The sequence below is a fragment of the Algoriphagus boseongensis genome, from assembly GCF_004362805.1.
GTDB classification, from domain to species: Bacteria; Bacteroidota; Bacteroidia; order Cytophagales; family Cyclobacteriaceae; genus Algoriphagus; species Algoriphagus boseongensis.
On record NZ_SNYF01000005.1, the window covers coordinates 1360256 to 1375681 of the forward strand.

A 15426-nucleotide genomic window follows, 5' to 3' on the forward strand; every position below is an offset into this window, starting at 1 on the left:
ATTCTAGTTTCATAAATTCTAAATTTCACTCTCAATCGCTTTTACCATTCGTTCAAATGACCAAGCTTGAATTTGTTCCATCGCTGAATTACCCATTTCTCTCAATTGCTTAGATTCTAGCTTTAGTAGCAAATTAAGCCAAATAATCAATTCACCAGTCGGCAATATCCAACCCACACTTTTGGAAACCAAATCCTCAGCACAACCAACCCTATCGCTTACAATAACCGCTCGGCCACTTGCCATCGCTTCATTCACCGCCAAGCCCCAGGTTTCACCAGGTCCTTTGGAGGGAAGGCAAAACACATCCCCTAGTCGATATACCACTGGCATCATGGTTTGATTTTGGAAGGGTATAAAAGTGATAAAATTATATGACTTCGCTCGCTCTTTTAATCCAGCCTCCAATGGTCCATTTCCCACCAAAATTAATTTTATGGGATTTAATTGCTTTTCATTGACTTTGATCACTGCTTCCATCAGGAAATCAGGTTGTTTTTTAGTTTCCATTTTTCCTGCAAATAAAATCACCAAATCCTCTGATGAAAAGCCCAATTCTTGTCGCCAAGTCTTCGCCTTTTCTTCATATTTTTTTTCGATATTATCAGAAAAGCGGTCAATATCTATAGCATGTGGTGCGTTGACCAGTTGGGATTCCAATAAGCCGTGCTTCAAAAAATAACTCTTATTAGCTAAACCTACGTAAAAGGCTTTTTCTACATGTTGATACACCCAACGCAAAATCTGCCTTCTTAACCAGGTTTTAACCCCAGGATTCTCATCCAATAAAGTAGAATCTCCGCGAAACCAAACAGGTACCTTCCCTTTAAAATATCGTAACACTTTTAAATGGCTCTTAAAATTCCAGCCAAATACCAAAATGGCATCTGGATTAAAAGCATTTATTCGCCATATCAAGCTTGGATTATCTATCCCGAAAAAGTTATGTGAGCCTGGCTTTTTGGAAACATTTTCAACAAATTCAAAGGAATACCCCTCCAAAAGCGGAATGTCCCATTGGATTTCCCTTCCAAAGGTTTTGTCCTTTACCTTTTCCCTTGACTGCGACCAAGTATAAAACACCTTTAGATCAATTTCTCTTCTTGAAGCCAAAAGGGCAAACCAAGGAGCATTGTATTGAATCGGATGAGTGGTGATGATGGCCAGCTTTTTCATACCAAAAACTACCTGATTAATTCTGATCTCATACTTCTTTTTGAAACCGAATAAGTAAAGTACTTTTTCATTTTTAAAAAGGGTGTTTCAAAAGAGTAATAACTCATAGTTGCTATTACCACCGTAAGTAAAAAAGATCCTGCAAAGTTTAAAAAAACATTCGATATCGGTGTGTAAGTGGCATACAACAAATAAACAAAAGGATGGTATACATAAAGGCCATAACTCACCTTACCTAAAAAAAACAAAACCCTGTTTCGTAGAAATCGATTTAAAAATGAGTCGGATTTTGAGGATAAAATAATGCATAAAATACAAAAAAAGGAAATTGAAATAAAGTTGTATTTAACTACTTGAATTACCAAAATTCCAGACCCACTGGTCCAGACCCATAGACCTATCAATGGCAAAGCAAGCAATAGAAAGCTGGCTAAATAACGGTTAAAATATGATGTGGACAGTTTGTTCTTTAACTCAAGAACAGCTATCAGTGCGCCCATTGCCAATTCATCCATTCGCGTAAAAGTAAAATAAAATGTCTCATACGACTGATACACAAAAAACAACCGAAGACAAATAGCAATTGCAATTATAACAGCAATAATTCGGGATATATGACTGGGATGAATGTAAAAAAGCAGAATAGGCCAGAATAAATAAAAATGTTCCTCAACGGCTAGGGACCAGAAATGATCCGGCCCAGCATGAGGCCAATTAAAAGTCATAGGAAATCCCTGCAAATAAAACCAATACCAGAATTGTTGACCCCAATCTGCAAAATCTGACTGGGTAACAAAAGGTAGAACAAAATAATATAGAATTAGATACAAATAGTAAAGAGGGAAAATCCGTAAAATGCGGCGAAGATAAAAGGCGGAAAAAAAGTTTTTAGAATCCCTCGTTGCTATTAAAATGCGGGTAATTAAAAAGCCAGATAACACAAAAAATAACGAAACACCGGTTTGACCAAACACAGCGATTTTCGATAAAAAATTTACGACAGCTGAACCGTCATCAGCCGTTTGAAAAAAATGAAAAAACATCACCATTAGAGCCGCAAATGCTCTAACGCCGTCTAATTCCCTGAAATAAGAAACCTTCATTTATTGAGTTTAACTTTGAAAAACCTATAACCTAAGGTTTTTTACCTGTTCTTTGGACAGCACCTCATCCATAGCGTTCACCAATGCCCTTGCTGATGCCCTTGCAGTATAATTATCAAGAGGGCTCAGGTCAATTTTCCAATCGACCTCCTTCTGAAATATCATTAACAAAGGCGTAAGTTTTTCAACCAAATCCGCAGCCACTTCACCGTCTTGATAGGACAGTAAAAATTCATCCGCACCCGTTTGCCGGATCACTTCCACAGCAGAACTTTTCTCATGCAACATCGCAAATACAGGACGCTTACTGAGCAGGCACTGAAAGGTCTTGGAAGCAGTATAGTGCTGCTCTGTACTTCCGATTAACAACACCCGATCTGCTTTGGCTAGGAAATTAAGAATCTTTAAAAAAGGAAAGCGCTCACGATGTTCCCTCACGATATCTTCCAGACCAAAATCTTTGGCATATGCCGTAATCCGCTTCGCAGGATATGGCCCCGTTCCTACAAAATACAATCTGATTCGCTCATCCCAGTTTCCTGCCTTACGCAAATTGGCTATGGTTTGAAAAAAAGTTTGAACAAACAAATGTGAATTGGGTAAAAATGCCCCCGCATAGATCCAAGGCTTGCAGTCTGGATTCTCATTCCAAGGATAACTTATATCCTTCAAATCAATTTCATGATCTTTTGGGTCAAAGCCATAAGGCATTCCTACATGCACAGGAGGAGTTTTAAAATTCCGCTGAATAACCGGCCAATAATACGCGGTGGAAACCCCGGAAATCAGGGATGCTTTTTTTACAGCATAGGGTTCCAAAACCCTAGCAACAAACTGACTGAGTTTTGCCCTTAGATTGCTTTGATTGGTAAGATCATGCACCCAAGGATCGATATAATCAATCCCATAAGGAATGTTTGTTAGATCATGAAGCTGCCTGCCCAACAAAGCGGTGTAAAAGGATGGAATGGGAATCCAGATAAAATCTATAGTACGTTCTCGGCAAATTTGTAGGGCTGCTTTCTTAAGAAAAGAAAAGGCCCGCAAGCCAATATCTCCTATTACTCTTGGTTTGGTGACTGGATAGGCTTTAGTGTAAATCAATTCGATATCCGGAGATACGGTTTTTTCCATCAAGGGATCGAGAGGTTCTTCATAGTATTGGGAATCCACCGAAATCAGAAGCGGTTTCCAACCCAAATCCATCAAGTAATTCCCGATCAATCTCGGGCGTTGTACACCGGCAAGATTGGCCGGAACCCAATGGGGATAAATGATTAGGAGAGTTTTCACTAAAGTTGTTTCAGAAAAAGAGCCAACTGTTTTGAATTTTCTTCCATATCAGGAATGGAGGTCACAAGCGTCCGAATCTGTTCGCTCTCAATTTCAAAACTTTCTGATTGATTTGAAAGCTCTTGTATCGCTTTAGCCATTGTGCCAGGAGTATCTACCATAACCGGATCGCAATTTCTCCAGATATAACCTCTGCAACCAATTTTTGTGGTTATAACTGGTATACCCCAGCCAAACGCTTTCGCAAGTTTGGTACTGACACCCCGTGAATAATAAAAAACAGGGTTTAAGAAATAGGTCCAGCTGCTAACTTCCTGCTGCAAGGAATCATTATCCATATAACCCAGATAATTGACAAATGGATACTTTGCAGCAAGCCGCTCTCCTACAGCTTCGGGAGCACCCACCAATCGCAGATTGACTCCTTCATATGAAGGAAGTAATTCAATGGCTTTACACACTTCATCAATACCAAAAAAATTTGGCGCATGACTCAGATCACCAATAAACCCAACACGGCCCGCAACAGGATTACGCGTTAAAAATTGTGTTGTTACAGTTCTAGGCACCATCAGCACCTGTTTGGCACCTAACCAGTTTTCCAATGCTTCTTCAACAGGAGAAACAGTTAACACAGCGTCGAGGCCTTTCTGACGAAATTCAGCTTCTTTCTTTAGCATATGGCCAAGTGCATAAGACGAAAACCAACCACGGAAGAATGAGTTCTTTTTCTGAAAACGGGTAGCTTCATGCAGATAGTCACCTGATTCATTACCATGCGAACACAAGATCACTTTAACTTGATTACCAAAAATTGCTTTAATAATTGCTGCAAAAGGAGCCGTATTGCTTAGGTTTAAAAACACCAATTCAATTTTCTTGGTCCGGATCACATCTTCTAGCTCCTTGGCATATTGTTCGGGTTGATAATCATTATATATATTTAACCCAAGCTTCACCCGAAGACGGTAAGTAAAAGAAATATGATAAGACACTTTAAAAACTTCTACATCAAATAGTTTCTCGATCAAAGCCAGATATTCTTCGGTACACACCCTAACTCCTCCTTCCTTTTTGGAAGCATCAAAATAAATTTCATTCGATAAAAAAAGAGCTCTTGGCTTCATAATAGTTGCATTAAGTTTTTCAGGTTTGACAAAAAATCAACATTGGGCATACTAGTATTTAAAAAGATTTAAATAATGTGCGGCAACCACTGGTACATCAAATTGTGCTTCGGCAACTACCCTGCATTTTTGTCGGTTAATGGAAGAAACTTTTTCAACCGCTGCAATCATTTCGACTGCATCCTTTACAACAATCCCTGTAACGCCCTCTTTAACCACCTCCGGTACCGATCCACTACCAAAACCGATCACCGGTGTACCACATGCCATCGCCTCTGTCATAACCATACCAAACGGCTCATTCCATTCAATGGGAAACAATAATGATTTCGCCTGTCCGAGATAATGATTCTTCTGTTCATCATTCAATGCCCCCACATACTCAATTTGCTTTCCATCGATGTGGGGTTTAATCTCCTGCTCAAAATAGGCCCGCTCCTCAGTCAGCGGCGATATATTACCGGCAAGAATTAGTCGATGCCCCGTTGCTTTGGCAACAGAAATGGCTGTGTGGGCACCCTTTATTTTTTCAATTCTGCCCAAAAACATCAGGGGTGCATCTTCAGCAACCACTGCCTTTAAGGTGTACTTATGAAAAGGAATGGCATTGTAAACAGCCTCCCATCGCCCTCCGGCATCAACTCTACTAATAAGATCTTTACTGCATCCTGTAAACACCAGATTTCGGTTTGGCAACTTATTTATTAATTGAATGTTCCTACTGCTGATTTCACGACCATAAGTCATGATCTTTTTGATCGGATCATTAAGGATCGGCAACAGATAAGCCAATCGCCCAAAATTGTGAATAAGATCAAACTTATTTCGATGCTTCCACAAAAAACGCCAGGCAGTAGGTATGGCCATCCTTGCATCCCATTTTTTAGGAGGGAATCCTTCTTTACCAAATGAATGTACGGTACAACCTTCTACTTCGGAACCGGTGGTCACTAACAAATGTACCTCATGTCCCAAACGGGCATATTCCTGGGCAAACATATAGACCAAGCGCTCATGACCGCCGTAGCCTTTAGGCGGCACAAGGATACCCGGATCCATGACTAGGAGTATTTTCATGAAGGAAATTTCAATTTTTGATAGAGTTGATAATAGGCTTTTGCCACTACTGAAAAATCAAGGGGGGGCTGAATATTTTTACTCAGACGATTCACCAGTGTGGGGTCATCAATGCATGCCTGTATTTGCTCCCGTAAACTTTCCACATCCTTGAATTTAAATAACAGCCCATTTTCTCCATGACGGATTTGCTCCGCATTGCCATACACATGACTTGCAATCACCGGAATTCCGGCAGCGAAAGCCTCTTGTATTACAAGTGGACTCATCTCCGAAAACGTCGAACACAAACACAACACATCATGTGCCTGCATTGTCTCCACCACCTCCTTCTGCTGCAAATTTCCTTTCCAATAAATATTTATTCGGTTGGAAGTACTAGCACGAAGTTCGGATTGGTATTCGGCATCATCTGAATTGCCATAGACTGAAAGTGTTACCATTCCAGAATCAATCTCCTTCAGAGCTTCCAACAGAAGATGTAGGCCTTTAAACGGATTAATTCGGCCTAAAAAAAGAAGTCGCAGAGGCCGCTGGGTTGCTTTATTTTCTACCCGCAATGCAGTTCTTGATTGCGGAAGGCCCTGAGGAATAAAACTAATTTTCCGTCTATCAATCCCGTTTGCCAACAGCACCTGTTGGTACCAGTGAGTGATGGATACCACACGATCGCAGGCATCAACCAACGTATGAAGATCGGTTTTAAGTTTGGCAAGAAGGTGGACCGTTCCTAATGCTGTTCCAACCTTATTGTTCCATTGCGATGCATCAATGGAAAGCTGATGCAATACATTGGAAGTACGAACTAAATACGGTGCGGCTTTTGAAAAGCCCCGTGTATGCAAATAACAGGTACTGCATTTCTGAAGATCGATCACCCCATCACACAACATTTCGCCTTTATAAACAAGCGTACCTGTTTTACAGGAGTAGCCGGCTAAATGAAAGGTCATCATCACTTTAGCTCCTGTTTCCTTTGCAGCTAGTACATGTTTCAATGTGATGCCATTACTCCCCGCCAGTTCATGAAAGTGAACAAGATCAGGTTGCTCCCTTTTTAAATACGCAACAAAATGTTTCAACCCTTCTGGTGCACGAAAACCCATAATCAGCGAACGATCCACCAGCGACGGTTCAGCAAATTGATGTACCACTATCCCATCATAGACATAATCTCCTGCCTCCTTTGTTCCCTTATTGGGTATTATTACTTTCACTTCTACCCCAAGTTTTTGCAACTGTTTGCTCAATGCCCAGGTATACACTTCGGTACCTGCGGTTTGAAAGGGAAGAAAATGATTTAGGACTTGGAGGACTTTCAAGGATACAGTTTAATACGATTTTAAGACTTGTTCCTGTTTGTTAATAACAATAGTATTGGAAGGAATAGATTTATGAATGATACAACCTGCACCAACAATAACATTATCTCCGATTTCTACATCTTTCAATACAATTACATCAGAACCGAACCAACAGTTATCGCCTATCCGAATACTGCCTGTGGAATAACCCTGTTCACTGATAAGTTTATTAGATGTTTTATATTGATGATTATGATCATAAAACTTTACTCCTTCACCAAACTGGCAATCGTTACCTATAACTATTTTATGAAAACAATTTATACTACAGAAATTGTTAAAGAATACATGATTACCTATTGACAAAATACCATTCATGCCCGACCGCACTTGGCAATAATCACGAAATTGAACATCAATACCAATTGAAACTTTTGAATTTGAAGCATCAAAAGCTAAAGAAAAAAAACGTCCAACACTAAATTGATCACCAACTGAAAATCTTGGGCCAAACAAAACTCTCCATTCAATAATTTTTAAGTTCAATTTAATTGATCCCAAAATGAATTTTATTTTTCGGAAAATACGAAACATTAGTCTTAACATAGATCGATAAAATTCACTAAAACTTAAATTAAATTAATTTCAGCTTACATGATTTTTTTAAGCTTATTAACAGGAATTACGGATAAAAGCACTTCAATCAATGAAACTTTTCCATGCTTTTTTAAATAATTTGCACCTTTAAAATTCCCTTTAAAAAAATATCTTAAAATATTGCGACAATATATTCTTGTGAAATTTTTATCGGCTATTGCTATTTCATCTTTAGATAATGGATTTTTTTCATTTAAAACTTTCTTAACAAGTTTATATCTTTCTACCTGTGCCTGATAATCTTTACTTTCGTATTTGCTTTCCTGATCCTCGTGAGATCTCCACCATATTAATGTAGGCCAAAAAAGAACAGAGTTGTAATTGGCAGCCAATTTAAACCAAAGTTCGGTATCACCTATATACCTTGCTCCGCTGAATCCTTTTACATCATCAAAATATTTTTTGCGGACTATTGCCCCCCCCGGCCCTGCATAAAAAAAACCACCACCTAAAAAATGCTTTCTATATGCTTCGATGGGTGAATACAAAAGCGGATACTTAATAGTATCATCTTGTGGGCCAAAATAACTAAAACCATAGGCTGCATCAGGAAAATATTCCATTGCATTTACCATTGCAGAAATTGTATGCGGATACATCATATCATCAGCATCCAAATATTTTATAAACTCTCCAGTTGCATAAAAGGCAGCCCTATTCCTGTTGTGATAATCTCCCAGGTTTTTTTCATTAACATATACCTTTATACGGCTATCATTTGCTGCATAAGACTGAGCTATAGCCACAGTATTATCAGTAGAGCAATCATCTACAATAATTAATTCCCAATTTGTATACGTTTGTGCAAGCACACTTTCAATGGCTTCCGCTATGTATTTTTCGCGGTTATAGGCCGTCATTAAAACGCTTACTAATGGAGATTGCACTTTCATAATTAACTGACCTGGCAGTAATACTTGCGCAGGATCTTTGCTTTTAACTTTTTTCTGTAAATATTTACATATGCTAATGCTTGCCGCTTAATAACCTCTGTTGCGGTCATAGGATGTTTCTTCACAAAAACGATTTGTTCAAAAAAATTACAGAAACGATCATTATCAAAATACTCCGGAAGTTTGTTGTCAATAAACCAAGGTTCGGCCAGCATATCGGATAGTTTTTCGGGATTATGTTCCAATTCAAGAACAGCTGATACCGCCTCTTTTAAACTTCCGAATGCATGTACGTTAATGAAACTTTTTTCATTAAACTCGTTACCAATTCGTTCACTCCCCCAGTAAATAGGAATACTGTTTACTTTCATAGGTTCAAATATTTTTTCCGTTGTGTAACCCGGATAAGAGGAGTTTTCAAAAGCCATGGTAAACCGGTATTGCTTAATAAAATCCATTTTATTTGCTACCGGACCACCGATATTATTTAATACCCTACCGCCTGAATCTACTTTTTTATGTTTATTTAATAAATGAAAAAATTCAATACGCTTTTTTGAAAAAGCATTAGAAACCACCATATTGCAGAAAAGGGGTTTGCTTTGCAAAATCAATTGAGGATCTTTTTTCTCCAACAATTGGGGAGTAAATCCATACATTACATATAATGGATACCGCAGATTTTTTCCTCCGTATGCAGCATAATCAAACCCGATTGAAAAATCACATTCCATATAGTTGGGCCTTACATTTTCTGCTATGTAAAGTATTCGAACTGCATTTTTATATTTCAGAAAGTTGGTACCAAATGTGCTGTAAATAACATATTCCGGATTTTCTTCATCTATTACGACATTGAATCTTTGCTTAAGAATCCGAAAAAAATAATTGTCATTATAATCAAACAAACCCCAGAAATCAGAAAAGCATAATCGTATTTGTTGACTCATAATTTAGTAATATTCAAAAATTGGATTTCATATTTTCTTATATATACATGTGCCTTTTAAATCATTCTTCGAATAAGAGACGTAATTATATTAGGAAAAAACGGCTGATCCAACCTTGATCCGATCTTTCGGTTTACAGTATGATGCCTGGGAACCGAATCGGCTACAGCAACCGTATGAAACACTTGCTGATAGCTGGGCGATTGATGAACGGCATTATACAGCTCAAAAACAATATGGGAAGCATTGTTTTGCATTTGCAATAACAATGCTCTGTTGTGGTGAAGCTTTTCAACAGCTGCCGCAAATTCTTCATTACTGTTGATAGGGCATTTAAAGCCGGTTATTCCATCTTCCACCAATTCTCTTATTCCCCCGGGCAGGTCGGTAACTACCGGTACACAACCCCGGCTCATGCATTCAAGCAAAGCCACCGGGAACCCTTCAAACTTTGTGGGAAACACCATTACATCAGCACTGCCCAGCGCTGTCATCAGATCTGTATAAGTAGCCGGTGTTTCAAACACTACATGGGGCTGGCCGTTCCATTGCTGATGCAGCCCCCCTGTTTCGGGGCCTTTTCCTAAAATCAACCAGTCAACTTGTACATTCCATTCCTTCAATATCCTGTCGATTTCGTATAGATCATAGACCCCTTTTGCTTTATCGTGCCTGCCAAGGAACACCGTTTTTAATGACTTTTCCAGCCGGAGTTCCCGCATCACAGGAGGGTGCAGCGGAATGCCATAAGGCACATAGGTCAGATCCGTTGCACGGTGCGGTAACTGTGCCTTTAGTATGTCATAGATATAACAGCTATGTGTAATAAAATGATCTATTACATCATGAAATTTTAAAGAGAGTTCCACATTGTAAGGATCATGTACCAGTTGCACTACCTTGCGTGGGATGTTGAATGCCTGCAGCATAATAAGGTCGTACTGATCGTTTGAAACCAATATACCTTCACCTTCACTCAGCATTTTTGCCAGTTTGCCATAAGTGTAATACCAGTTATCCAGTGGATTCAGTGGAAAATAACGGGTTATCTTTTCCACTTCGGTATCGAGCAGCGCTTTTTGATTGGGATTATTTTTTATATCCAGTACCACCAGTTCCTGCGGCAGGGCTTTTTTCCCTTTGTATAAAACCAGGTTTTGCACCAATGAAGTGATGCCCCCTAGATTATTAACAATTACATGTGCTACATTCATTGACTTTCTTTGAGTGATAATAACCAGGCAGCTGTTAGCTTGAAGCCTTCAACAAGGGAAACAGATGGTTCAAAACCGATGGCCCTTATGGCCGAAATATCGGCCTGCCAAAACCGGGGGTCACCCTCCTTTACTTCTCCATTAAAATGTATGGTTCTGTTCCAACCCAACGATTCCATCAGCAACCCGGCTGCGTGGCGAACAGTTACCGGTTGACCATATGCCAGATTATAAACAGTTGATGTACCCGTTTCAAGTGTTCCCATCCTGAGTAATGCGTTAGCAGCATCTTCCACAAAAATAAAATCACGTGTTTCTTCCCCGGTACCCCACAATACAATCTCCTGTTGCCGGCTTGCTTTCTGAAACAGATCCCAAAGCAATTGCTTTTGCAAACCGGGCCCGTATACCGAAAAAGGCCTTGCAATGGCTGAACGCAGACCATACAACGCTGCATACTCCCTGCACACCATTTCAGACATCCATTTATGATAACCGTAAGGAGAGACGGGTTGTAACTGTGCTGTCTCCGTTACCGGCAAGGTGTGCGGATTACCATAAACTGCAGCACTGGAAACATGTACATAGGTAGCAGCAGGCTGATGCTTCCTCACAGCCTCCAGAATAAAAACCACAGAACGAGTGTTCAAATCAAAATCAGTGAGCGGATGCTGCACCGAAAAACCCACATTGCCACTTCCGGCACAGTTGATAATGATATCAAATGGATGGGCCGATAAAAACAAATCAATGTCTGCACTTAACAATGAAAGTTTTTCATAGTTATATGCAGCAGGCATTTTATCCGCTATGTCAACACCATAAACATGATGGCCTTGCTGTATGGCTGCTGTAACTACATGCCTGCCAATAAAGCCCTCGGAACCCAGTACAAGTATATGCTTCACCTGAATTATTGAATGGTTTGATGAAAAAATAAATACTTCATCACGGTCTTGGTAAAACGAAAACGGTTGTGATGGAAGTACTTTAACAGTAACATACGGTAATAATGAATTACTGATTTTTTAAAACCCTTATGTCTTAATAAATGCGAAAGCAATGAAACAGCAGCAACATAATCGGAATAAGGGTCGCTTACTCTAGGCACTGCAACAGTGCGTGGCAATGCGTGCTGCCACTTGCGGTGCAATAAAAGAGTGTCTTTCAACCAGCCGTATGAAAAGGAGCCGGAAGAAAAATGCTCCAGTAAAATTTCATGGGTAACCACTACTTTCCCCGCTGTACCGGCACTCAATGAAAAGTCAAAATCATATCCATGAAATCCTTTTAACAACACGTCATCAAAACGATGCTCCTGCCATACCGTTTTCCGGGTGGCCATACACACGCCATCTATCAGCGCCACTTCAGAAAACAGTTCCTGTTTCGGATTCAATTGCACCCTTTCGGCAATATTAGTGGCGGGCTGGTGTTGCCAGGTATTGGCACGGTAATGCTTTTTGTCACAATCCACCCAACTGCCCGGTAAGGCCGATTTATACACAGCGCCTGATACACCCACAAGGGCTATGGTGCTATCAGAAAGTAGTTTGCAGATTATATGACCCCATTGTTGGGTATGAAACAACACATCTTCATGAAGAAAGCACAGGAAGTCGTACTTCGCTATTGCTGCCGCCTCATTATACACGCTACAAATTCCTCTACCACTATCCAGGTTATCTACAGTAATGAGTTCATAAGGCACTCCAATAGTATTGGCAATATTTTGCGTAACAGCTGCCAGGTAATCGGGGTTTACCGAACAAATGATCACAGTAATCATAACAAACCAAGCGCTTTTTTAATAAAACCCGATTGCATTTTTGGATAGAAGGATGCAATTAGCACATGCTTCCAACCCATAAAAAATTGACCCGATTTTAATTCGTAGAGTCCCTTATGGCCAAGGTCCAACGAAATGTAGTACTGATTGGTTTGCAGCAGTTTCGGTGAAAGGCCAATAGCATGCTGTTTCAAAAAAGAAACGAATTCCCTTCGCATCACCGTGTCGTATTGTTCCCGATAGGTATTCTTATGCTCGGTTTGATGCGCCTTAGCTATCACACTTTTATTATGATACCTGAAGTAATTGTAGGACGCAGCTACAAAGGCTACTTTACCGAAACAAAGCATCTTTAGCCATGTTAACCAATCGCCGTTGGTTTTCAGATTCACCAGTGCACCGCCCACTTTTTCAAAAACAGATTTTCGAAACAATACGGCGCTGGCATTGGGTATAGTATTACGATGAATGAGAAAGCGCTGGATGTATTCTTTTCCGTCCATTATAAAATCAGTAGTAAATAACCCCTCGGGGTCCAGATCGGCTGTAAAATCCAGCCAAGAGCCGGTTACTTCACCCTCTGCATTCATGCGGTTGCTTTGACAATAAGCCAATACTATTTCCGGATCAGCACCCAGTTTGGCAATAAGTGTTTGCAATAAAAGAGGATCGGCCGAATCATCCGACTCTGCAATCCAGATATATTCACTCCTGGCCATAGCAACCCCTTTATTCCATTGCACAAAAGTGGAGCCGCTGTTAACCGTATTATAATACTTACTAAATCTTGGGTCCGTTATCACAAAAGCATCAATAATATCCCGGCTTGTGTCTGCAGAAAAATCATCCAAAACTACAGCCTGAAATGTGCCATACGTTTGCAGGGCAATGCTTTTTAAACGCTCCGCCAGGTAGGAAGCATGATTATAATTGGGAATGATGACCTGAACGGAAGTGCTCATTTTTTCAGAAAATCTTTCAAACGCTTTAAGGGATACAACAAAATATGTCCCAACCTGTAACTGGCAGTAGCGTAAACAGATTGCCTTGCTGCCTCAACGGTATCATTTTCCTGTTTTAACTGTTGCCACTGCCTGTATACCTCCAGGGGTGAACCAAAAACGGAAAAGTATACCTCCCTGTTATTACTGAACAATTGCTCGCCCAGACGTTGTTGAAGCATTACATTTTGCTTTACATCCTCAATCATCGAAGAGTGCTTCGCCCGGTAAAAGAACAACTCCTCGGGTAATTGAAAAACATTGCCTCCATCCTTGAGCAGGCGGATCCAAAAGTCCCAATCCTCCCATCCGCCCTTCATTGAAACCGAATATCCGCCCACTGCTTTAAAATCATTTCTTCTGAAAAAAGCCGAGCAAAAGATAAAATTATACAGCAACAAATCTTTCAGGGAAAAAGGATTTCCATTAAAAGGAACCGCATCGGTTCTGGCTCCAAAATATCTTCCCCTGCAGTAAACCAATTTTACTTCCTGATTTCTTTTAAATTCATCCATTGCCTTTTCAACATAGGTGGCTGCTATCCTGTCATCCGCATCCAACGGCAACACATATTCACCTGTGGCCCGGGCAATCCCATTGTTACGGGCTGCCGGCAATCCCTGGTTCCTGGTATGGATTACCTGCACACCTGTCATATTAAGATTGGAAAGTATTTCATTTGTTAATTCTTCGGTGGAACCGTCATTCACAACAATGATTTCCCAATTTGTATAGGTTTGTGCCTGTACGGAGGCAATAGCCTCCATGACATATTGACCATGGTTGTAGCAGGGTATGATAACAGAGACGAGAGGATTACTGGGTAACAAACTAAAATACTTTTAAGATGAGCTTCACTAAAGAAATACCATTTGAATCAATTGCTTTTAAAAATTACTTATTGAAACAACGCGGGATATTTCACCTTTTTTATACTGTAATACATAAATTTCATTGTTGCATTTAGCGACATACTTTTCTGAAATAGCAAAAAAAGTAATTTAGAATACTTTAAATAGTCCTTATTATTCAGGGCCTCAAAACAAAGTTGCTTATACACTTCAATATACTGTTCCTTAATGTCATTCCAACTAAGTGAAGGTATAAAAGTATTTTTTCTTCTTTTATAAGCCAGCTCCTTTGCCTTAATTTCCCAAAGCCGGGCTGTCCATTTGTTTTTGAACAAAGAAATGCTACCCGAATGCTGCCGGTAATAAAACAAAGGTTTATCAATATATTTCAATTCTCCCACCTCTTCCAGCTTGTATATAATATCTTTATCAATTGCTTTTTTAAATCCCGGATTAAAGCCTTCGGTTTGAACATACTTTTTCCGAGGGAATATCCTGAAATGCATAATATGTGCACGTTGCTCAGTTTTTACCATTTGGTAGGTCAGACCTTCTGGAATTGGACCAATATTTTCATTGATCCCAAGTACCTTCAAGTCCTGATCGCACATATACATCGTGGAATATATTAAGCTAATATTTTCATTAGATTGTATTTGATCCAAAAGAATTGAAACAGCTTCGGGGGAAATGTAATCATCAGGATCTAATACAGCAAAATAGTCTCCAGTCGCATGTTTGACACATTCTTTTAAAGTAGCCCCATAACCGCTGTTTTTACTATTCCTGTGAAAATAAATATTTCTATTATTTTCCAACAGATCCGAAATAATTTCTTCTGTTTTTTCAGTTGAGCAATCGTCCACAATGATTAGTTCGATGTTTGAATATGTTTGGCTGAGAACGCTCTGAATAGCATTACGAATGAATCTCCCGTTATTATAATTGGCCATTAAAACGGAAACCTTGGGATGCATATAGTCACTTATAC

The 15426-nt window shown here is 39.7% G+C and carries 15 protein-coding genes; all 15 read right to left on the bottom strand.

Annotation, left to right across the window (positions count from 1 at the left end; all coding sequences use genetic code 11):
• Positions 1-18: 18 nt before the first annotated feature.
• Positions 19-1176 carry a glycosyltransferase family 4 protein gene (locus tag DFQ04_RS05845; protein WP_133553602.1) on the bottom strand — a complete coding sequence of 386 codons (1158 nt, stop codon included), beginning with the start codon at positions 1174-1176 and terminating at the stop codon, positions 19-21.
• 8 nt (positions 1177-1184) lie between these two features.
• A complete protein-coding gene (locus tag DFQ04_RS05850) occupies positions 1185-2279 on the bottom strand; it encodes an acyltransferase family protein (protein ID WP_133553604.1) in 1095 nt (364 codons plus the stop codon).
• Between the two features lie 24 nt (positions 2280-2303).
• The gene (locus DFQ04_RS05855; protein ID WP_133553606.1) at positions 2304-3572 is read right to left on the bottom strand and encodes a glycosyltransferase family protein; all 1269 of its coding nucleotides are present in this window, start codon (positions 3570-3572) and stop codon (positions 2304-2306) included.
• Positions 3572-4699: a glycosyltransferase gene (locus DFQ04_RS05860; RefSeq protein ID WP_133553609.1), complete on the bottom strand. Its 1128-nt coding sequence runs from the start codon at positions 4697-4699 to the stop codon at positions 3572-3574. Before DFQ04_RS05860 ends, DFQ04_RS05855 begins: the two co-directional genes overlap by 1 nt.
• 51 nt (positions 4700-4750) lie before the next feature.
• Positions 4751-5776 carry a glycosyltransferase gene (locus DFQ04_RS05865; protein ID WP_133553611.1) on the bottom strand — a complete coding sequence of 342 codons (1026 nt, stop codon included), beginning with the start codon at positions 5774-5776 and terminating at the stop codon, positions 4751-4753.
• Positions 5773-7098 carry a glycosyltransferase gene (locus DFQ04_RS05870; RefSeq protein WP_133553613.1) on the bottom strand — a complete coding sequence of 442 codons (1326 nt, stop codon included), beginning with the start codon at positions 7096-7098 and terminating at the stop codon, positions 5773-5775. Before DFQ04_RS05870 ends, DFQ04_RS05865 begins: the two co-directional genes overlap by 4 nt.
• 9 nt (positions 7099-7107) lie before the next feature.
• The gene (locus DFQ04_RS05875) at positions 7108-7641 is read right to left on the bottom strand and encodes an acyltransferase (protein ID WP_208110502.1); all 534 of its coding nucleotides are present in this window, start codon (positions 7639-7641) and stop codon (positions 7108-7110) included.
• 89 nt (positions 7642-7730) lie between these two features.
• Positions 7731-8630, bottom strand: coding sequence for a glycosyltransferase family 2 protein (locus DFQ04_RS05880; protein WP_133553615.1), 900 nt, complete (start codon positions 8628-8630; stop codon positions 7731-7733).
• A gap of 2 nt (positions 8631-8632) precedes the next feature.
• Complete coding sequence (locus DFQ04_RS05885; RefSeq protein ID WP_133553617.1) at positions 8633-9580, bottom strand: glycosyltransferase family 10 domain-containing protein; 948 nt, start codon at positions 9578-9580, stop codon at positions 8633-8635.
• Between the two features lie 56 nt (positions 9581-9636).
• Entirely contained in the window at positions 9637-10794 is a 1158-nt protein-coding gene (locus DFQ04_RS05890; protein ID WP_133553619.1) for a glycosyltransferase family 4 protein, read from the bottom strand.
• Positions 10791-11702: an NAD-dependent epimerase/dehydratase family protein gene (locus DFQ04_RS05895; RefSeq protein ID WP_166637264.1), complete on the bottom strand. Its 912-nt coding sequence runs from the start codon at positions 11700-11702 to the stop codon at positions 10791-10793. The genes DFQ04_RS05890 and DFQ04_RS05895 overlap by 4 nt, the downstream gene beginning before the upstream one ends.
• Before the next feature lie 5 nt (positions 11703-11707).
• Entirely contained in the window at positions 11708-12583 is an 876-nt protein-coding gene (locus DFQ04_RS05900) for a glycosyltransferase (protein ID WP_133553623.1), read from the bottom strand.
• Complete coding sequence (locus DFQ04_RS05905; RefSeq protein WP_133553625.1) at positions 12580-13545, bottom strand: glycosyltransferase family 2 protein; 966 nt, start codon at positions 13543-13545, stop codon at positions 12580-12582. The genes DFQ04_RS05900 and DFQ04_RS05905 overlap by 4 nt, the downstream gene beginning before the upstream one ends.
• Complete coding sequence (locus DFQ04_RS05910; RefSeq protein WP_262709428.1) at positions 13542-14414, bottom strand: glycosyltransferase family 2 protein; 873 nt, start codon at positions 14412-14414, stop codon at positions 13542-13544. The genes DFQ04_RS05905 and DFQ04_RS05910 overlap by 4 nt, the downstream gene beginning before the upstream one ends.
• 68 nt (positions 14415-14482) lie before the next feature.
• Positions 14483-15412 carry a glycosyltransferase family 2 protein gene (locus tag DFQ04_RS05915; protein WP_133553629.1) on the bottom strand — a complete coding sequence of 310 codons (930 nt, stop codon included), beginning with the start codon at positions 15410-15412 and terminating at the stop codon, positions 14483-14485.
• Positions 15413-15426: the final 14 nt, after the last annotated feature.

Coding starts and splice junctions, on each gene's coding strand:
- DFQ04_RS05845 (WP_133553602.1), bottom strand. CDS start 1,176: ATGAAAAAGCTGGCCATCATCACCACTCATCCGATTCAATACAATGCT.
- DFQ04_RS05850 (WP_133553604.1), bottom strand. CDS start 2,279: ATGAAGGTTTCTTATTTCAGGGAATTAGACGGCGTTAGAGCATTTGCG.
- DFQ04_RS05860 (WP_133553609.1), bottom strand. CDS start 4,699: ATGAAGCCAAGAGCTCTTTTTTTATCGAATGAAATTTATTTTGATGCT.
- DFQ04_RS05865 (WP_133553611.1), bottom strand. CDS start 5,776: ATGAAAATACTCCTAGTCATGGATCCGGGTATCCTTGTGCCGCCTAAA.
- DFQ04_RS05880 (WP_133553615.1), bottom strand. CDS start 8,630: ATGAAAGTGCAATCTCCATTAGTAAGCGTTTTAATGACGGCCTATAAC.
- DFQ04_RS05885 (WP_133553617.1), bottom strand. CDS start 9,580: ATGAGTCAACAAATACGATTATGCTTTTCTGATTTCTGGGGTTTGTTT.
- DFQ04_RS05890 (WP_133553619.1), bottom strand. CDS start 10,794: ATGAATGTAGCACATGTAATTGTTAATAATCTAGGGGGCATCACTTCA.
- DFQ04_RS05900 (WP_133553623.1), bottom strand. CDS start 12,583: ATGATTACTGTGATCATTTGTTCGGTAAACCCCGATTACCTGGCAGCT.
- DFQ04_RS05905 (WP_133553625.1), bottom strand. CDS start 13,545: ATGAGCACTTCCGTTCAGGTCATCATTCCCAATTATAATCATGCTTCC.
- DFQ04_RS05915 (WP_133553629.1), bottom strand. CDS start 15,412: ATGCATCCCAAGGTTTCCGTTTTAATGGCCAATTATAATAACGGGAGA.